This is a genomic window from Sorangium sp. So ce726 (assembly GCF_051521405.1).
Classification (GTDB): domain Bacteria; phylum Myxococcota_A; class Polyangia; order Polyangiales; family Polyangiaceae; genus Sorangium.
This window is the reverse complement of record NZ_CP150349.1, coordinates 5,522,522-5,540,904: the sequence shown is the minus strand read 5'-3', so window position 1 is coordinate 5,540,904 and position 18,383 is coordinate 5,522,522. Positions and strand designations below refer to the sequence as shown.

General features: G+C 75.0%; 12 protein-coding genes and 1 pseudogene. 10 read left to right on the top strand and 3 right to left on the bottom strand.

All coding sequences use genetic code 11. The features are described 5' to 3' along the window. Positions 1-49: 49 nt before the first annotated feature. On the bottom strand, positions 50-691 hold the full coding sequence (locus WME79_RS20560) for an RNA polymerase sigma factor (protein WP_437538342.1): 642 nt from the start codon (positions 689-691) through the stop codon (positions 50-52). A 315-nt stretch (positions 692-1,006) separates the two neighbouring features. Between WME79_RS20560 and WME79_RS20555 the strand changes: the two genes are divergently transcribed. Both WME79_RS20555 and WME79_RS20550 read left to right on the top strand, forming a co-directional pair. Next, complete coding sequence (locus WME79_RS20555) at positions 1,007-1,555, top strand: hypothetical protein (RefSeq protein WP_437538341.1); 549 nt, start codon at positions 1,007-1,009, stop codon at positions 1,553-1,555. Further along, the gene (locus WME79_RS20550) at positions 1,552-2,115 is read left to right on the top strand and encodes a septal ring lytic transglycosylase RlpA family protein (RefSeq protein WP_437538340.1); all 564 of its coding nucleotides are present in this window, start codon (positions 1,552-1,554) and stop codon (positions 2,113-2,115) included. Before WME79_RS20555 ends, WME79_RS20550 begins: the two co-directional genes overlap by 4 nt. 15 nt (positions 2,116-2,130) lie before the next feature. Here WME79_RS20550 and WME79_RS20545 read toward each other — a convergent pair whose 3' ends face one another. Next, positions 2,131-4,560, bottom strand: coding sequence for a PQQ-binding-like beta-propeller repeat protein (locus WME79_RS20545; RefSeq protein WP_437538339.1), 2,430 nt, complete (start codon positions 4,558-4,560; stop codon positions 2,131-2,133). 241 nt (positions 4,561-4,801) lie between these two features. Between WME79_RS20545 and WME79_RS20540 the strand changes: the two genes are divergently transcribed. From WME79_RS20540 to WME79_RS20530, 3 genes and pseudogenes are all read left to right on the top strand, one after another. Continuing rightward, a complete protein-coding gene (locus tag WME79_RS20540) occupies positions 4,802-5,428 on the top strand; it encodes a CDP-alcohol phosphatidyltransferase family protein (protein ID WP_437538338.1) in 627 nt (208 codons plus the stop codon). Between the two features lie 12 nt (positions 5,429-5,440). Further along, positions 5,441-5,752, top strand: a pseudogene (locus tag WME79_RS20535) (Uma2 family endonuclease); the annotation flags it as partial. A gap of 296 nt (positions 5,753-6,048) precedes the next feature. Beyond that, positions 6,049-6,993 carry an outer membrane protein assembly factor BamB family protein gene (locus tag WME79_RS20530; protein ID WP_437539891.1) on the top strand — a complete coding sequence of 315 codons (945 nt, stop codon included), beginning with the start codon at positions 6,049-6,051 and terminating at the stop codon, positions 6,991-6,993. Between the two features lie 31 nt (positions 6,994-7,024). Here WME79_RS20530 and WME79_RS20525 read toward each other — a convergent pair whose 3' ends face one another. Beyond that, positions 7,025-7,759: a hypothetical protein gene (locus WME79_RS20525; RefSeq protein ID WP_437538337.1), complete on the bottom strand. Its 735-nt coding sequence runs from the start codon at positions 7,757-7,759 to the stop codon at positions 7,025-7,027. A 371-nt stretch (positions 7,760-8,130) separates the two neighbouring features. Between WME79_RS20525 and WME79_RS20520 the strand changes: the two genes are divergently transcribed. The 5 genes from WME79_RS20520 to WME79_RS20500 all read left to right on the top strand — a co-directional run bounded on the left by WME79_RS20520 (position 8,131) and on the right by WME79_RS20500 (position 18,286). Continuing rightward, positions 8,131-9,615, top strand: coding sequence for a hypothetical protein (locus WME79_RS20520; protein WP_437538336.1), 1,485 nt, complete (start codon positions 8,131-8,133; stop codon positions 9,613-9,615). Between the two features lie 377 nt (positions 9,616-9,992). Next, positions 9,993-13,895: a serine/threonine-protein kinase gene (locus WME79_RS20515; RefSeq protein ID WP_437538335.1), complete on the top strand. Its 3,903-nt coding sequence runs from the start codon at positions 9,993-9,995 to the stop codon at positions 13,893-13,895. Positions 13,896-14,121: 226 nt separating this feature from the next. Further along, the gene (locus tag WME79_RS20510; protein WP_437538334.1) at positions 14,122-15,144 is read left to right on the top strand and encodes a methyltransferase; all 1,023 of its coding nucleotides are present in this window, start codon (positions 14,122-14,124) and stop codon (positions 15,142-15,144) included. Between the two features lie 242 nt (positions 15,145-15,386). After that, on the top strand, positions 15,387-16,409 hold the full coding sequence (locus WME79_RS20505; protein ID WP_437538333.1) for a hypothetical protein: 1,023 nt from the start codon (positions 15,387-15,389) through the stop codon (positions 16,407-16,409). 122 nt (positions 16,410-16,531) lie between these two features. Next, a complete protein-coding gene (locus WME79_RS20500) occupies positions 16,532-18,286 on the top strand; it encodes a hypothetical protein (protein ID WP_437538332.1) in 1,755 nt (584 codons plus the stop codon). The last annotated feature ends 97 nt before the right edge of the window (positions 18,287-18,383 follow it).

Genomic DNA, 18,383 nt, shown 5'->3' with positions numbered 1-18,383 from the left:
CATACCACAGGGCCGAGGGCCGCCGAGCCCCCTTCGGGGGAGGGAAACGTCACGCCGCGAGGCTGACGCTGGACAGCATCGCCTCCAGGCGGCTCTGGATCTTGTGGCGCTTCGAGTACACCGTCTTCACGCTGATCCCCATCCGCTCCGCGATCTGCTCCGGGGGCAGGCCCTCGGCGAAGTAGAGCGCGACGAACTCGCGGTCCTTGTTGGAGAACGCGTGGAGCACCCGCCCCACGAGCGCGGCGCGCTCGCGGCGCTCGGCCTGCTCCTGCGGCGAGGGGCGCTCGCAGGGGAGCTCGACCGCCGCGTCGTCGAGCGGGGCACAGCGCGGCGCGCGCCTCCTCGAGCGCAGATGGTCGTACGCGCAGTGGACGGCGAGCGTGCCGATCCAGGAGCTCAGCCGCGCGCCGCGGCCCACGTCGAAGGTCCTCAGCTTGCGCATGTCGTTCGAGAGCAGCTGCACGAGCAGCGTGGCGTGGATGTCGCGGATGTCGTCCTGCGCGACCACAGCGGAGAAGCGGGCGATCACGCCGCTGATGCAGCGGTGGACGAGCCGATCGTAGCGGGCGTGGAAGGCGCGCCAGGCGCGCTCGTCCCCCGCAATCATTGCCTCCACCAGCGCACCTTCGGCGATGTCGCCGAGGTCTTCCGAGCGTCCGTTGTCGCAGAGAAGCAAGTCGTTGGGCATGCCTGGCCCCTGTGCACCCGACGTGCCAGCGAGGATCGATGCGCGGGGGCGTCGCGTCGCTGCGCGGCGCCCTCGCCCGGCGTCAGCCGTCGTCGCGCGATCTGCCGCGGAGCGCAGGCGCGATGCGCGATCTCCGGAGCCGCGGCGCTCGGGCGACGAGGGCGCCTCGCGGGGATGATCCCTGCGGCGGCAGGTCGTCGCGGACCAGCGCGTGCCCGAGGCGCTGTTAACGCGGGTTCACGCGCCCGGCACAGTTCTGGAGACCCCGCGCGCATCGGCTCGGCGCGCGGGCCTGTTTCGGGTTATGGACGGATCGTGCTCTCCGGTCGTGCCCTGGCCCTCGCGGTCCTCGCGTGGTCGCTCCTCAAGGTCGCGGTGCGCCGTCTCTTCGACGGTCCGAGCGGGCTTGCGCTCTTCCGCGAGAACTACGACGCCGATGGCCTGCCGCCCCTCTCGCCCGCCGAGCGCGCGGCCCTGCCCCGCTTCTCCCGCTGCATCGCGTGCGGGCGCTGCGACCTCGGGGAGGCCGAGCGCATCGCGGCCTCCAGGGGGGCCTACCCCGGCCTCATGACCGTGGTGCTCGCGTCGTCGCGGAGCATGCCGGACTTCGACGCCGCGGCGCTCGCGCTCGCGCACGTGCCGGAGGAGGTGCTCGCCGAGAAGGAGAGGATCTGCCCGACCGGCGTGCCGTTCCGCGAGCTGGCGGGGTTCGTGCGGGCCAAGGCCAGGGCCCAGGCGGCGCCGTCCGCGGACGGCGCCGGGAGCGGCGACCCCTCGGCCCTGGCCCTGGTCGCCGCGGTGACCTCGCCCGCGGCCGACCTCGACCCCTCGTCGGCCGATCGCTCCGCGCCCGAGGCGACGTGACGACGCTCGGTGGACGCCGCGGCGTGGCGAGGACGCTCGCCTTCCTCCTCCTCTTTTTCACCCCCGCCTGCTCCGCCCACCAGCCTGCAGCGCCCCGCACGGGAGCCGACGCGCGGATCGCGCTCGGCGTCGCGCCGAGCACCCCGCCGGCGCCCCCGCGGCACCAGGCCGAGGACGACGATCCGGACGACATCGACAGCGTCTCCACGCCGGTCGCGCCCGCGAGCGCGCGCAGCGCGGCGAAGGGGACGCCGATCCAGCGCGGGCGCGCCACCTACTACGCCGACAAGTTCACCGGCCGCCGCACCGCGAGCGGCGAGCGCTACAACCCGCGCGCGCTCACGGCCGCGCACCGGACGCTGCCCTTCGGCGCCGTTGTCGATGTGGTCCGCCGGGACGGCCGCCGCGTGCGCGTGCGGATCAACGACCGCGGCCCGTTCAAGCGCGGCAGGATCATCGATCTGTCGCGCAAGGCCGCCGAGCGGATCGGGCTCATCGAGGACGGCATCACCCAGGTGACGCTCGAGCTCATCTGGAAGCCGGCTCGGCGGCCGCGCTGACGCGCGCCGCCGCGGCTACTGGACGAGGCTGAGCCGCGGGGCCGCGGCGAAGGCCGCGAGGTGGCCGCTCTCCTCGGCCACGTAGACGTCGCACCGCTCGTCCACCCGCAGGAGATCCGGGATGAGGTCCGTCGGCACCTTGCCGAGCAGCGCGCCGTCGCGAGGCCGGACGACGTGCACCTCGCTCTGCGGCACGAACAGCGCGCCCGAGCGGAGCACCGGCTCGAGGCGCCGCGGCCTGTCGCCCTCGACGCCGCCCGCGATGACGTGCCGGTACCGGACCGCGCCGTCGTGCGCGCCGACCCCGACGATCTCGCCTGCCTCGCTGTTCACGACGACCACATCGTCCACCATGAGGCACGAGGCCGTCGCCGCGCACGCGGTCAGGTCGAAGCGCGTCGCCCCGGTGCGGCGATCGATCCCCACGAGCCCCGTGCCGCGCCGCCCGTGGGTCACCACGCACACCGTCTCGGGCCCGAGCAGCGGCGCGCCGACCGGCGCCACGTGCTTCGGCAGATCGACCGTCCACCGCGCCTCGCCCGACCACGGGTCGAGGTGGTGCAGCCGCGCCCCGCCGCGACCGACGAAGGCGCCGTCGCCGGCCAGCGCGAAGAGCGCGTCGTGATCGACCGCCACCGGCGACGCGAACGGGAGCCGGTCACAGAAGCGCCACACGACCTCGCCGCTCAGCACGTCGAGCGCCGCGAGGGCCGGCTCGCCGCTGCCCACGAGGACGAGCTTGCCCGCGCGGCGGAGCCGGAAGTTCTCGCCGCGCCGCGCCGCGTAGCGCCAGCGCACCTCGCCGGAGTAGAGGTCCACGGCCGCGAGGTGGCGCGTCCCCTCGCTCACGATGAGCATCCGCGGCAGCCCGGGGCCGCTCACCACCGCGCCCGAGGCGTTCGCGCCCACGCGCGGCGAGAGCCGCGTCGACCAGGCGACCTCGCCGCTCGACAGATCGTGCAGCTGCAGCGTGCCGTCGGGCAGGAGCCGCCCGAGGCCGACAGGCGTCATCACCGAGACCGCGCGCGGCGCGGGCTTGCGCCACAGGCACTCGCCGGTGCGCCGATCGATGCACGTCAGCTCGCGCGTCGAGCCCACCACGAGCACATCGCCGCACAGGAAGGTGGCGCGGAGGTCGAGCGACGGGATCGCCGCGATCCACCGGGCCGTGAAGCGCAGGCGCGTCCGCCCGAACGTGTCCTCGGCCGCGGCCTGCGGGCGCGCCGCCGCCGCCGCGAAGGCGCGGTACGTCTCCGGGGCCACGTTGATCTTCGCGTCGTTGCGCGTGAGCTCGCGGAGCCGCTCGGCGAGCTCGCGGACGCGCGCCCGGAACTCGAACAGGCGCAGGTTCGACGTCTGCGCGCGATCGCGGCGCACCAGGCTGCGCGCGAGCGCCCGCCCGAACGCGACAACGCCCTGGGCGAGCGCCGCCACGTCGACGGCCGGGAAGGTCCAGGTCTGCGCCCGCTCCTCGGCGGCCGCGAACGAGGGTACGCGGCCCGGGCCGGGCGCGCGGGGATCGGCGGAGGGGACGCGGCCCATGCGGGGCACGCCGAGGGTGAGCGACAGCGCCCCCTCGCTGTGCAGCCGGACGCCGAGGATCGCGCCGCCGACGGTCAGCCGCCGGTGGTAGGGCTGGCGCCGCGCCCACGCGTCGAGCGACTCGAGCGACAGCGACGCGAGCTGCTCGGCGAACGGGAAGACGAAGACGTCGGGCAGCTCCCGCGCCTCCTCGCCCACGAGCACGCGGATCTTGCCCCGGAAGAGGAGCGAGAAGAGGTCGGCCCGGAGCACGGCCGGCTGCGCGAGCGCCGCGCCCTGCGACGTGCGCAGGAGCGCCTCGGCCGCGATGGCGATCGGGATCTCGCCGGTCGGCTCGACGCCCACGATCGCGGGCTCTCCTCCCGCCTCGTCGGGCGAGAACGGCAGGGAGGCGGCGAGGCACCGCCGCGCGGCCGGGAGCCGCTGCTCGCCGAGCCCGCCGAGATCCGCGTCGTTGTCGGCGAAGGCGGCGTCGCGGCGCGCGCCCGGGCCTCTGTGCGAGGCGAACCGGTCGATGGCCGCGAGGAGGCGCGCGCAGAGCGCTTCGCCGTCGAAGCGCCGCTCGTGCAGGGCGACCTCGGGCACGTCCCCGCCCTGGAAGACGGTGACGAGGAGGTCGCGGCCCACGCGCTCCAGCCCGAGCTCCCAGGGCTCGGGCTCGAGGCACAGGCGCACGACCGCGCGCGCGCGGCGTCCGGAGGCGAGCTCCGCCGCGGCCTCGGCGAGCTCGCAGAGCAGCGGCAGCGCCTCGGCCTCGGCGCGTAGCGGCAGCGCCGCTCCATCGAGCGGAGGAGACGCGTTGCGCGCTCCCTCCAGGACGAAGTCGAGCACATCGTGCAGCGACGTGCGCTCGGGCTCCTGTGAGCATCGGGTGTTGTCGGCGACAAGTGACAGTCCGGGCATCCGCCGACGGATGGTAGGCAGCGCGCGGCCTGGTCCTAAGTTTTGTGCGCGGATCGCCGCGGATTGGACAAGCACGTGCCACCTGGCTAGACGGCGCCGGCGCCGGGCGCGCCGCGGCCCGAGGCGCCCTGCGGCGCGAGGATGGGTCGATGGGTCGATGACGGCCTGATGACGGCGACGCGCGCTGCACAGGTTGTTTGGCAATCGAACCGGACGTGCGACACTGCGCACCCCGAGCGCCATGCCTCCTGAACGACCGCCCCATTTCTCGATGCTCCGATCGTTCGTGCTCGCCGACTTCGTCACGCTGGCGAACGCGGCGAGCGGCACGCTGAGCATCCTGCTTTGCCTGAACTACGTGGCCGAGCGCGAGCGGATCTACATCTGGGTGGCCTTCGGGCTCCTGCCGTTCGCGCTGGCGTGCGACATCCTCGACGGCACGATCGCGCGCTGGCGCCGCAAGCACTCGCCGCTCGGGGCCGATCTCGACTCGCTCGCCGACGTGGTCTCGTTCGGCGTCGCGCCCGCGGTGCTCGGCTTCGCGCTCGGCCTGCGCGGGCTGTGGGACGCGGCTGCCCTCGTGTACTTCGTCGCCTGCGGGATCAGCCGCCTCGCGCGGTACAACGTGACGGCCGCCGAGCTGTCGGACGAGCGAGGAAAGGTGCGTTACTACGAGGGGACGCCGATCCCCACGAGCTTGCTCATCGTGCTGCTCTTCGGGGTGCTCTTCGCCAAGGAGCGCGTGCACGAGCAGCTCTGGCTCGGGTCCATCGCGATCGGCCCCTGGGTGTTCCACCCGCTCAGCCTGGTCTATGCCGTGAGCGGCAGCGCCATGGTCAGCGGCACGTTGAGGATACCGAAGCCGTAGCGGGTGAGGGGCAGCGGGCGGCGCCGCGAGCGCATGCCCGATCTGCCCGAGACGGCGTATTTCCCGCTCGCTCCCGACTGGATCTGCGAGATCTTGAGCGCCTCCACGGAGGACGTCGACCGCAACGAGAAGCTGCCGATCTACGCGCGCGAGGGCGTGCGGCACGCATGGCTCGTCGATCCGATCGCGCGGACGTTGGAGGTCTTCTCGCTCGTCTCGGGCGGGTGCTGGGGGCCCGCGGTCGTCCACCGTGACGCCGCGCGCGTGCGGATCGAGCCCTTCGACGCCATCGAGCTCGATCTCTCGGTGCTCTGGGCGAAGTAGCAGGCCGCCGCGCTCGCGAGGGCGGCGCGCTCCGAGCCTCCCCCCGGCGTCCCCGCGGCGAGGAGCGCCGCGCACGGTCGCTCTCGATCGCGGCCCCCCCGCGGCGATAGACTGTCCCGATGCGGCCCTGCAGGAGCTGTGGTGCCTCGCTGGAGGCGAGTCGTGATGGGATCGCATGCCCGCGCTGCGGCGCTGGCGCTGATGCCCCCGGCGTCGAAGGCGCGGCTGTACCGCGGGGCGCGCCCGCGCCCGCGCCGGGGCCATCCCGGGCGACAAAGGTGCTCCTCGCCGTGGCGATGGCCGCGGTCGGGATCGGCTTCGCGGTGATGTTCTTCGCGCGCGTCGAGCCGCCGCAGGAGCCCGCGCCGCGCGCGCGCCCGCTCACCACGCAGCTCGACGCCCTCTGCTTCGTGGACGCGAACGGCGACGACGCGCCCGACCCGGTGCTGTGGCAGGACGGCAAGACCCGCGGGCGCGTGGTGGCCATCGACGGGCGCAGCGGGCAGGGGATCTGGGCCTCGCAGGAGATCGAGGAGCCGGACGCGCTCGCGTGCGCGGACCCGACCACCGTGCTCGCCGGCGGGGGCAACGCCGCCTTGCGCGCGCTCGACGCCCGCACCGGCAAGGAGCGCTGGGTGGCGAACCTCCCCGGGGTCCCCGACGAGATCGCGGGGGGCGACGGCTGCGCGACCGTGGTGATGAAGGACGGCACGGCGACCGGGATCAAGCTCGAAGGGGGTGCGGCCTCCGACTGCCCGACGGCCCCGCAGCCGTCGGCGATCACGGGGCACTTCTGGGAGCGCAAGAAGAACCCCCAGGTGGTCCAGGCCGGCGGCGTGGAGGTCGTGCTCACCGCGCCGGCCGAGGGCCCGCCGCGGCTCACCGCCGAGGGGCGGCGCGGCAGCGAGTCGCTCTGGAAGAAGGAGCTCGCCGCGCGCGCGCCGCTCTCCGGCGGGCGGCCCGACCTGTTCCTCGTCGCGAGCGGCGGCGCCGCCGTCGTCGTCGGCGTCGACGTGGTGAACGGCACCGAGCCGCGGATCATCGCCGTCGATCCGGTGTCCGGGGCCGCGCGGTACGAGCGCGCCGCGGCCTACCTCGGCGACCGGCTCACGGCGGCGAAGGCGTCCGGCCCCTACGTCTACGTCGTCAGCGGCGCCGCGGTGAGCGGCGCTGCGCTGCGCGCGATCGACCCTGCGACCGGAGAGACCGCGTGGCGCGCGACCACGCCGCCGTCGCCGTGAGCCGGTCGCCGGCGTGGCCCGCGGCGCGCCCTCAGCAGAGGCAGCCCACGAACGTGCCCGAGAACAGCGGTCGCTCCATCACGGCGGCGCCGCACGTCGGACACGTGTCGCCGAGCTTGAGCTCACGGGGCTGCGGCGCCGGCTTCGCCGGCTGCGCAGAAGGGGACGCTCCCGCGACGGCGAGCGGCTGGAACTCCACGATCGACACGCGCGAGAACCCCTGCCTCGGCGTGGCGCTGCGCTGCGGCGACGTCAGGAGATCCTGCTTGCTGCGGACCGGCAGGATGGGCCGCGACATGTTGATGTAGGCGAGCTCGATCGTGTAGAGCGCCGGATCGAGCATGCGCGGGTCCTCCGGCTGGACGATCCCGTGCTGGAAGGCCTCGATCAGCATGTCGACGTCCGTCCTCGCGTTGCGGTTGCGCGCGGCGTCGACCAGGAAGAGGCCATTTCCGTAGTAGGCGGCGTTGAGCCAGAAGCCGGTGCCCGCGGTGTGATAGCCGCCGGTCGCCCACTTGTACCCGCGCAGCGAGCGCACGTGGGTCGTCAGCGCGTTCGCGAGCGCGTACGACGTCATGCCGAGGGGCAAGAGGCTCACGAGCGCCGCCGGGTGGAAGTTCAGGCAATCGCTGCAACAGACAGGCACCGTCGGCACGAGCGCCTGCGCCGGATCGATGCAGACCTGGACTTCCGATTCGCTGCGATAGCAGCCGGTAAAACACGAATGCCGCTCGACGGCGGCCAGGAGCGCGGCGGGAAGTGCCATGCGGGGAACTATACCGTCCACGAGGGCGCATGGCTGCCACGAGGCGCAGCGCCGCCGCCGCTGTCCGAGGCGTGCGCGCCGCGGCGAGCCCAGGTGTTCGCGACGTTCGCGCGCACGTGCCCGCGCGTCCGCGTGGTCACGTCTCGCATCTCGCATCTCGTCTGCTCGCATGATCGCGAGCAGACGAGCGCAATTGCGTCCTTCGTGCGCCTGTCACAGGATCGCTGCGTGCTGATCGCCGTACACCCTGAGCGCTTGCTCCGCTGTCGGTGCGTCCTCGATGGAGATCGCGCGGAGCGGCGCGGGCTCCGGTCCAGCGCGGGCGCCTCTGCCTCGTGTCCATCGGAGTGCCGCGCGGACGCACAGGCGGCGTGACAGGGCGGGAGCGTTCGCTGCTCGTTGCGCTCGCCGGCGCGCTCTCGGCGCTGCTCCCGGCGCTCGCCCTCTCGGGGTTCACGGTCGACGACGCCCTGATCACGGCGCGTTATGCGCACCACCTCGCTCGGGGGCTCGGGTACCGCTTCAACGCGGCCGGGCCGGTGACCGACGGCGTGACGCCGCTCGGGTGGGCGTTCGTGCTGGCGCCGTTCGCGGCCGGCGGGCCGCTCGCCGCGCTCGCGGCCGCGAAGGCGCTCGGCGCCCTCGCGTGGACGTTCGCCGCCGGCGTCCTGGCGCTCGCGATCGATCGGGCGTCCGCCCGGCCCATCCGGTTCGCGGCGCTCGCGCTCGTGCCGGCGTCGGCGCCGCTCGCCGCCTGGAGCGTGGCGGGCATGGAGACGGGCGTCGTCGCGGCGCTCGGGGCGCTCGCCGTCGCGCTGCCGGAGCTCGGCGGCGCGCTCGCCGGCGCGGCCTGCGCCGGGGCCGCGGCGGCGCTCCGGCCGGAGCTCCTGCCGTTCGCGCTCCTCGTCGCGCTCTCGGCCCAGGCGGCGCCGCGCCGCGACGCCGCAGCAGGCGCGCCGGCGCGGCCCGCGTGGGCCCGAGCGCTCGCCGCGCTCGCGCTCGCAGGCCTCCCCTTCGTCGCCGTGGCCGTGGCGCGCCTCGCGATCTTCGGGCGGGCCGCGCCGCTCGCCGCGCTGGCGAAGGCGCCGGACGCGGCGCTCGGGGCCCGGTACGCGCTCGCGTGTTTCCTCCTGACCGGGCCTGTGGCGCTGCTCGCGCCGGCCGCTTGGCGCGCGCTCCCCGCGTGGCCGCGCGGGCTGCTCGCGGCGGTCGCGGTGCACTTCCTCGCGGTCGCGGCGGCGGGCGGCGACTGGATGCCGCTCTCGCGGCTCGTCGTCCCGGCGCTGCCCGCCGTGGTGCTCGCGGCGGCCCACGTCGCCTCGGTGGCCGACGCGCGCGCCACGGCGCTCCGGCTCGCGCTCGCGCTCGCGGGGGAGCTCTTCGTGATGGTCCGGGTCGGGCCGACCGCCGCGCGGGTGGGCAGCGACCGGCTGCGCGTCGTCGAGGAGCTCCGCGGCGCGCTCGCCGGGGTGGAGGTCGTCGCGGCGCTCGACATCGGCTGGCTCGGGGCGGCGACGGGCGCGACCCTCGTCGATCTCGCGGGGGTCACGGATCCGGCGATCGCGGCGCTGCCCGGCGGGCACACCACGAAGCGGATCCCCGGAGCGCTGCTGGACACGCGCCGCGTGGACGCGCTGGTGCTGCTGCTCGCCGAGGGCGAGGCGCCCGCGTCGCCGTGGCCCGCGTCGCGGTTCGCGCGCGGGGTGGAGCAGCGCGTCGCGCGCCTGCCTGGCGTCGGCGACGCGTTCGCTCCTGTGGCGGTGAGCGGCGTCCCGCACCTCCGCTACGTGGTGCTGCGGCGCCGCGCAGGCGACGCAGATGCAGGCGAAGCGCCCCTGGAGCGACACGCGGATTGACCCCTCCTGAACAGGGCAGAAATTAGAACCGCCAAGCGCGCCGAGGACGCCAAGACGCGAAGATTTTTTCATGCCTTGGCGCCCTTGGCGCGCTTGGCGGTTCATCTCTCGGTTGATCCATGGGATCGGCACTCTCGACGCGGGCGTGGGGCACGACGACACGTAGGTGAGCCGGCGAGGCGCGCCGGTGCGCCAGCGTGTGCGCCGCGCCGACGCGAACGCCTGCGCCGCGACATGCGCCCCGGCGACGTGCTCGGCCGCGGTGAGCCGGCGCGCACGCTGCGCGGCGTCGAGCGAAGTGACAGTGGACGGACGGCGCGCGCCGCTGGCACGCTGTGCAATAGCGGCAGAGCGCCCGCCAGGAGCGCGTCAGCTCGATGCAGGCAGGAGAGGTCGTCGACGACCGGTTCGAGATCGAGGAGCACGCCGCCTCGGGCGCGACGGCGCGCGTGTACCGCGCGCGCGACCTCCGGTCCGGCGAGCTCGTCGCGCTCAAGCTCCTCCAGACAGCCGCAACCGCGTCGCTGAGCGCCCTCGCGCGCGAGCACCTCGCCCTTGCGACGCTCGCGATCCCCGGCGTCGCTCGTTACGTCGCGCACGGAGCGACGGGCGGGGGCCGGCTCTACCTCGCGATGGAGTGGCTCGATGGCGAGACCCTCTCGGAGCGGCTCGATCGCGGCCCGCTCACGCTCGCCGAGGGCCTCACGCTCGCCGCGCGCATCGCCGAGACGCTCGCCGCCGTCCACCAGCTCGGGTTCGTGCACTGCGACGTGAAGCCGGACAACCTCATCCTCGAGGGCGGCGACCTCCAGCGCGTCCGGCTCATCGACTTCGGCGTCGCGCGCTTCTCCGGGGATGAGGAGGAGTTTCCGACGCTCGGCGACATCCGCGGCACGCCCCAGTACATGGCCCCGGAGCAGGCCCGCGGCGAGCCGCAGATCGACGCGCGCGCCGACGTGTTCGCGCTCGGCAGCGTGCTCTTCGAGTGCCTCACCGGGCGCGCCGCGTTCGGCGGCAGCGACCCGCTCTCGGTGCTCATGAAGGTCCTCCTCGAGGAGCCGCCGCGGCTCGGGGAGCTCCGCGACGACGTCCCGGCCTGGCTCGATCGGCTCGTCGCGCGGATGCTGTCGAAGCCGCGGGAGTCCCGGCCGCGCGACGCGGGCGTCGTCGCGGCGGCGCTCGCCTCGGAGGCGCTGGATTCACGCCTCGACGCGGGCCCGCCGTCGCTGCAGCCCCCGTCGTCCCACCCGCCGGCGCAGCGCGGCCGCGAGATCACGACCAGCGAGCGGAAGGTCATGTGCCTCCTCCTCGCCCGGGAGGGCCAGGCCGACGCGGCGGCGACGCTCTCCGACGTCGAGGACGAGGCGAGGGCGCGGGCGATCCGCGAGATCGTCGAGCGACACCGCGGCCGGATCGAGCTCCTGGAGTCGCGGTGGCTGCTCGTGACGCTCTCGGGATCGGCCGCGCCCACCGACCTCGCGGCGCAGGCGGCCCGCTGCGCCCTCTCGCTCAGGGAGCTGCTCGGCGGCGCCCGCCTCTCGCTCGTCACCGGCCGCGCCGAGGTCGCGGCGCGGCTGCCGGTCGGCGCCGTGATCGATCGCCTCGTGCAGCTCGTCCAGGGCAGCCGCGAGCCCCTCCATCCGGCGGCGATCCGCATCGACGACATGACAGCGGGCCTGCTCGGCGCGCGGTTCGACGCCACCCGGGACGCGTCGGGGTGCTGGCTGCACGGCGCGCGCGCGGAGCCCGAGACGCAGCCCTCGCTCCTCGGCCGGCCGGCGCCGTACGTCGGGCGCGAGCGCGAGCTCGGGCTGATCGAGGCCGAGATCGACGCCTGCGTCCGCGGGGCGGCCCCGGGCGCGGTGCTGGTGACGGGCGCGGTGGGCTCAGGCAAATCGCGCCTTTGCTACGAGCTCGTCCGCGCGCTCGGGTCGCGCAGCGAGCCCCTCGCGGTGTGGCTCGGCCAGGCGGACCCGATGAGCGCCGGCTCCGCCTTCGGCCTGCTCCAGCGCGCGCTCCGCCGCGGGCTCGGCCTGCGCGACGGCGAGCCGATCGACTCGAAGCGGCGCAAGATCCGCGCGCGCGCCGAGCGCCGCTGCGGCGTCGCAGCGGCCGCGCGCATCGCGCCGTTCCTCGGAGAGCTCGTGGGCGCGCCGTTCCCGGACGACGACGACGTGCAGCTCAGGGCGGCGCGGCGGCACCCGCTCCTGATGAGCGACCAGCTGCGCCTCGCGTGGGAGGATTTCCTCGACGCCGAGTGCGCCGCGCAGCCGGTGCTCCTCGTGCTCGACGACCTGCACTGGGGCGATCTGCCGACGGTGACGCTGGTCGAGGCCGCGCTGCGCAACCTGAAGGGCAGGCGGTTCGCGGTGCTCGCGCTGGCGCGGCCCGGCGTGCACGAGCTCTTCCCTGGGCTCTGGGGGCCTCACCTCGTCCGGGAGGTCCGCCTCTCGCCGCTCGCGCCGTCAGGCGGCGAGCAGATCGTGCGGGAGGCGCTCGGCGCCCGGGCGAGCGCGGAGCTCGTGAGGACGCTCGTCGAGCGCGCCGACGGCAACGTGTTCTATCTGGAGGAGCAGATCCGCGCCGCCGCCCGCGGCAGGACCGCGGCGCCGCCGGAGACGGTGCTCGCGATGGTGCAGGCCGGGCTCGACGCGCTCGACCCGGAGGCGCGCCGCGTCCTGCGCGCCGCGAGCGTCTTCGGCGAGGCGTTCTCCGAGGCGGGGGTCGCCGCGCTCGTGGGCCGGGCGGAGGTCGCGCGCGAGCTCGACGAGCTCGTGCGGCACGAGGCGATCGTGCGGGTCGGGCCGCGGAGCGCGGCCGGCGACGCCGCGCTCCGGTTCCGCCACGCGCTCATCCGCGAGGCCGCCTACGGCATGCTGACCGAGGGCGACCGGCGGCTCGGCCACGCGCTCGCGGGCGGCTTCCTCGCGCAGCGCGGCGAGGCCGATCCCATGGCGCTCGCCGAGCACTTCGAGCGCGGCGGCGAGCCCGCGCGCGCGGCCACGGCGTACCTCGCGGCCGCGCGGCAGGCGCTCCGCGGCAACGACCTCGGCGCGGTGCTGGCGCGCGCGGCGCGCGGCATCGCGTGTGATCCGGCGCCCGCCACCGTGGGCGAGCTCCGGCTCCTCGAGAGCCAGGCGCACTTCTGGCGCGGCGATCTCGCGCTCGCCGAGGAGCGCGCCGCGGTCTCCGCGGAGCACCTCGCGGAGGGATCCGCCGCGTGGTTTGCGGCGCTGACGCGGATCATCATCGCCGCGGGCGCCACGGGTAGCCTCGAGCGCGTCGAGCGCTGGGCCGCCGTCGCGCGCGACACGCCTGCGCCCCTCGAGGAGGGGAGCTCCGCGAAGAGCGCCTGCCTGAGCTCCGCCGCGCTCATGCTGATCTTCGGCGGCCGCTATGCGCTGGCCGACGCGCTGATCGAGGGCGCGGAGCGCGCGATCGAGGGCGCCCCGGCGCCGGATCTCGAGGCCGTGGCGAACCTCCACGAGGCGCGCGCGATCCGCGCGCACGCGGGCGGGGACCCTGGCGCGAGCCTCGCGGGCATCGGTGCGGCGCTCGCGGCGTTCGAGCAGGCCGGCGACGTGCGGCGGGCGTGCATGGCGCGGATGAACCTCGGCTACTCGTACGGCCAGGTGGGTCAGCTCGAGGAGGCCGAGGCGGCGCTGCGCCAGGCGCTCGCCGAGTCGGAGCGGATGGAGCTGCGCGGCACCACCGCGTACGTCCTCCAGAACCTCGGCCTGGTGCTCTCCTACCGAGGCCGGCTCGACGAGGCGAGGTCGGTCGAGGAGACCGCGTGCGCGATGCTGGAGCGCCACGGCGACGTGCGCATGGAGGGCTGCGCGCGCGTCTACCTCGCGAGCATCCTGCTCCTCGCGGGCGATCCCGAGGCGGCGGCGCGCCAGGCGCGGGCCGCGGACGCGATCCTCGAGCGGGCCCCGCCGATGCGCGCCTACGCCGTCGCGGTGCTCGGGCGCGCGCTGCTCCACATCGGCAGCCCTGGCGACGCGCTCGCCGCCGCCGAGCGTGCGCGCGCGCTGCTCGACGAGGTGGGCGTGGAGGAGGGCGAGTCGGTGGTGCGCCTTGTCTACGCCGAGGCGCTGTCGGTCTGCGGGCGCGGCGCCGAGGCCGCGCAGGCGATCGCCCAGGCGCGCGATCGCCTGCTCGCGCGCGCCGAGAGGATCAGCGACGGCGCGTTCCGGGCGCACTTCCTGGAGCGGGCCGTGGACAACGCGCGCACGCTCGAGCTCGCGCGGGTGTGGCTGGGCGAGGCGGCGGAGTAGCCGAGCGCGCTCGTCGATCGTGGGCGTGGCGAAGAGCGCTGCGCGGTCCGCGCGCCCGCCGCTGCGTCGCCGGGGTGGTCTGCGCCGTCGTTCTCCGGTCGACCGCTCGACCGCGAGTTCGGATCCGGTAGCTTCCTCCTCGCCTGCGCCGGGGGGGCGGCCTGGCATCGCGGGTGTGCGCTGCCACGGGCGGGCGAGCGGACGGGCACGAACGAGAGAGGACGTCATGATGTCGCACCAGGATGCGGGGCCGTCTCCCGCGCTGTTGATGGATGCGTTGAGCGCCCACGTGCGTACGGCGGCGCTGAAGGGGGCCATCGAGCTCGACCTGTTCACCGCGATCGCGGCGGGCAACGAGACCGTCGCGGCGCTGGCTGGCGCCTGCGGAGCTTCGGAGCGCGGCATCCGTGTTCTCTGCGATTACCTGGTCATCCTCGGGTTCCTGACCAAGGACGACCGGCGGCACTACCGCCTGACGGTCGACTCGGCTGCATTTCTCGACCGGCGCTCGCCCCTGTACCTGGGCGGGGTCACCGAGTTCGTCCTCTCGCCGATGGTGATGGACGCCAACCGGGATATCGCCGCTGCGGTGCGCAAGGGCGGGACGGTGCTGCCCAACGAGGGGTCGATGGCGCCCGAGCACCCGGTGTGGGTGAGGTTCGCGCGCGCCATGGCCCCGATGATGCGGCTCACGGCGCAGCTCATGGCGAATGTCGTCGAGGTGTCGCGCGGCAGGCCGGCGCGCGTGCTCGACGTGGCGGCGGGCCACGGCGTCTTCGGGATCACGCTGGCCCAGCGCCATCCGAGCGTCGAGGTCGTGGCGCTCGACTGGCCTGCGGTGCTGGAGGTGGCGCGGGAGAACGCGGAGGCCGCCGGCGTGGCCGAGCGGTGGCGGCCGCTCCGCGGCAGCGCGTTCGATCAGCCGTTCGGCGAGGGGTACGACCTGGTGCTGCTCACGAACTTCCTGCACCACTTCGACGTGCCGACGTGTGAAGCGCTCCTGCGCAAGGCGCGGGCCGCGCTGTCCGAGGGCGGCCGGGTGGTCACGGTGGAGATGGTCCCGAACGAGGACCGCGTCTCGCCCCCGAGCGCGGCGGCGTTCGCCATGACGATGCTCTGCCAGACGTCGCGGGGCGAGGCGTACACGGAAGCGGAGCTCGGCGCGATGTTCGGTCGTGCCGGGTTCTCGCGGACGGAGTTTCATCCGCTGCCGCCCTCGACGCAGCACCTGGCCATCTCGTACCGCTAGCGAGCCGGCGGTGCGATCTTGTGACCGCTAGCGAGCCGGCGGTGCGATCTCGTGACCGCTAGCGAGCGGGTGGTGCGACACCCCCGCTCGCGGACGCATGCGCGCGAGCGGTTGCGCGGTGCGGCTGGCGGCGAGGTGGCCACATCCCAGGGAACGGCAAACCGGCCGCTGTCGATGCAATGCCATCGACCCTGGGCCGCTCGAGCTAGGCTCGGCGCGCCTGCGCGGAGCTCGATCTCGCGATGCGACAGCTGTCTCTCTTCGAAGGCCGCGCGCTCCCGGTGGAGCCGGTCCCGGTCGACGGCGCCGCGGCGCTCTCGCCCGGCGACGGCGCGCCTGCAGGGCAGCTCGATCTGTTCGCGCAGCGCACGCTGCGGCTATCGCTTGCGTCCGAGGCGATCGCCGCGGGGGAGCTGCGCGAGGCGCGGCGGCTGTTCGCGGAGCTCGCGGCGATCCATCCGGCGGACGCCGTCCTCCGCCGCCAGTCAGAGCGGGTCGCCGCGCTGGAGCGGAAGCTCGCGCGGACGCGGGGCTCGGCCGCGCCGGCGGCTGCGCTGCTCGGGATCGCGCGCGGCCTCGAGCCCGCGAGCGGCGCGTTCGCGTCGCTGCACAGCGTGCTCCTGCGCCGTGTCGCGGAGGCGCTCCGCGAGGCCGAGGGCGACGACGGGCGGCTCGAGGGGCAGCCTCCCGGGTACTACTGGCTCGCTGCGGGCGACACGGCCGAGGCGCGCGCTTCGCTGTCGAGCGCGGCGCAGGTGCGGCGGAGCGCGCGCGTTCTCTTCTTGCTCGCGGACGCCGCGACGGCGCTCGGGGAGCCCGCGGCGCGGCGGTACTACCTGGAGGCGCTCCTCCGCGATCCGTTCGACGCGGCGCTCGCCTCGGCGCGCGACGAGGCCGTGCGCGGATTGCCCGACGTGGCGCGCTACGAGCTCGAGATCGAGGAGGAGCCGGCCGCGTGGTCGGCGCCCGTGGGGATCGTGACCGGGGTGCTGCCGCCGCCGCTGGGGATCGCGCTGGAGGAGGTGGTCCCGGAAGAGGGTGTCGCGTCCGGGGACGCTGTCGTCGAGCGATCGCAGGCGGCCGAGCAGGCAGAGGCGCTCTCGCGCGCGCGGCGCTTCGTCGCGGCGCTCGCGGCGGCGTCGTCGCGGGAAGCGCGCCGCTCCGGGGAGGCGGTGATCGAGGCGCGGCGCGCGATGAAGCGGCTCGCGCCTGCGCTGTTCGCGGCGTACATGGCGCGCGGCGGAGGTGCGCTGCAGGGCGGGTAGGGCGCGCTGCCGGTGGGTACGGCGCGCTGCTGGTAGGTAGGGCAAACACGTCGCCGTTCGACGCGCGACATGACGCCGCGTCGGAGGGCGGTCGGCCAGGTCGTTTACACTGCGAGGCGGCGATGAGGAGCCGCCCTTTCATCACGCTGCGCCTCCCCAGGCTCGTTCATCCGGGCGAGACGTTCGACGTCGGGCTCTCGCTCGAAAGCGCTGCGAAGACGCCCATCAACTTCGTGCGCGTGGCCCTGCGGCACACGCACGAGCAGCTGGTTCCGGGCGAGGGGACCTTCGAGGTTCGCGACCTGCTGCTCCTCAGCGAGGAGGTCGCCGGGGAGGGGCGGCTCGGCGAGGGGATTCACCGCTACCGGGTCTCGTTCGCGCTGCCTGGTGATCTCCCGCCGACGTTCGCCGGCGCCTTCCAGGCGTGCCGGTGCGAGGTCCGCGCGCACGTCTCCATTCCGTGGTGGCTCGACGCCCGGGAGAGCCAGGAGGTCCTCGTCCGGCCCAGGTCTGCTCAGCGGCCGGAAGACGAGCCGTTCATCGACGCGAGCCACCGGGGGCGAGGCGCCTTCGTCGAGGTGTCGCTGCCCGGCCGGACCCTCACCCCGGGCGCCATCCTGACCGGGGCCGTCGCCTTCGGTGGTCTCCCGGGGCGCTACCCGTTCGGGCTCCGCGTCGCGCTGGTCGGCAACGGGGTGGAGCAGGTGAACGCGCGCAGCGGTTCGTACGAGAGCTGCCCGAACGTGTTCTTTCAGGATGTCACAGGGATCGCCGAGGGAACGGAGGTGCCTTTCCGCATCTCTCTGCCGAGCGATCTCGCGCCGTCCTTCAGCCTCCGCGAGGTTGCCCTGGAGTACGCGCTGGAGGTGACGATCGAGCACCTGGCGGGCGGGGAGCTGGTGCGACACCGCGTGCCGGTGATCGTCGGCCTGTTCGAGCCTCGGACCGGGCGCGATGGAAAGCGGCCCCGGGTCGGCGCGGATCGCTGGCGCGCGGTCTGGGCGCGCGCGGGGCAGCGGGTGGGGCTCTCGCTGGAACGGGGGCTTCGGCTCCGCGGCGTGCGCGCGGGCTGCACCGTGGAGGTGGCCTCGGCCGTGAAGGGGTTGAGGGCCGGCCTGGGCGCGACGGTGCGGTTCGCGGAGCCCTGGGGGTTGCGCCTCGACGTTCAGTGGCGGCGCGTGCTGGAGCTCGATGGGCTGGAGACGGGGGAGGAGGGGTTCGATCGGCGCTTCCGGGTGGTGGGACGGGAGGAGGCGCAGGTGCGGGCCGTGCTCGGGCCTGCGCTCCGGCGTGCGCTGCGTGCTTTCCATCGGGCCGACGTGGACGACAGGGAGGCGTGGGTGTGGAGCGTCGCGGAGGCGTCGGACGAGCAGGCGCTCGACGCGTTCCTGGCGCAGGTCAACGCGCTCGCGCAGGCGCTCGCGGAGGCCGGCGCGGCGCTGCCGCCGCCTGCGGCGATGGCGGCGTGGCTGCCCGCGTGGCGCCGCTTCGCGGAGGAGAGCGACGGGAGGCTCAGGGTCGGTTCGATGCGGCTCTCGGGGACGCTCGAAGGGGCGCAGTTCGAGCTCGAGACGCTGTTCAAGGGGGCCGTTCCGGCGAGGACACGGGTCTCGTTGCGGCTGGATCCGCCGATCGAGGGCGCGGCCAGGCCGAGGAACGCGGCGGAGCAGGGGATCGCAGCGGCGATCCTGGAGCAGGCGGCGCGCCTCGGGGGGATTGCGGATGCGGAGGAGGGGGTCGCGGTGGCCCCGGGCGCGATCGCGGTGGTGATCGGGGCGCCGCTCGCGGATCCAGCGGCGGCGCGGGAGGTGCTGCGGCCCATGCTGGCGCTCGCGCGGCAGATGAGGGGGGAGGGGCGGGGCGGGCCGTACCGGTGAGGGAGAGCGAGGGCGGGGACGAGACGCTGGTCGGCAGGGCGGGCGAGGATGTCCGGACATCGCCGGGGCCTGGTCGGCGGGGCAGGCGGGTATGTCG

Excerpts from the sequence above, each read along its gene's own strand:
- WME79_RS20560 (WP_437538342.1), bottom strand. The coding sequence starts at position 691 with ATGCCCAACGACTTGCTTCTCTGCGACAACGGACGCTCGGAAGACCTC.
- WME79_RS20545 (WP_437538339.1), bottom strand. The coding sequence starts at position 4,560 with ATGCCCGGACTGTCACTTGTCGCCGACAACACCCGATGCTCACAGGAG.
- WME79_RS20540 (WP_437538338.1), top strand. The coding sequence starts at position 4,802 with ATGCCTCCTGAACGACCGCCCCATTTCTCGATGCTCCGATCGTTCGTG.
- WME79_RS20530 (WP_437539891.1), top strand. The coding sequence starts at position 6,049 with ATGGCCGCGGTCGGGATCGGCTTCGCGGTGATGTTCTTCGCGCGCGTC.
- WME79_RS20525 (WP_437538337.1), bottom strand. The coding sequence starts at position 7,759 with ATGGCACTTCCCGCCGCGCTCCTGGCCGCCGTCGAGCGGCATTCGTGT.
- WME79_RS20515 (WP_437538335.1), top strand. The coding sequence starts at position 9,993 with ATGCAGGCAGGAGAGGTCGTCGACGACCGGTTCGAGATCGAGGAGCAC.
- WME79_RS20510 (WP_437538334.1), top strand. The coding sequence starts at position 14,122 with ATGATGTCGCACCAGGATGCGGGGCCGTCTCCCGCGCTGTTGATGGAT.
- WME79_RS20505 (WP_437538333.1), top strand. The coding sequence starts at position 15,387 with ATGCGACAGCTGTCTCTCTTCGAAGGCCGCGCGCTCCCGGTGGAGCCG.
- WME79_RS20500 (WP_437538332.1), top strand. The coding sequence starts at position 16,532 with ATGAGGAGCCGCCCTTTCATCACGCTGCGCCTCCCCAGGCTCGTTCAT.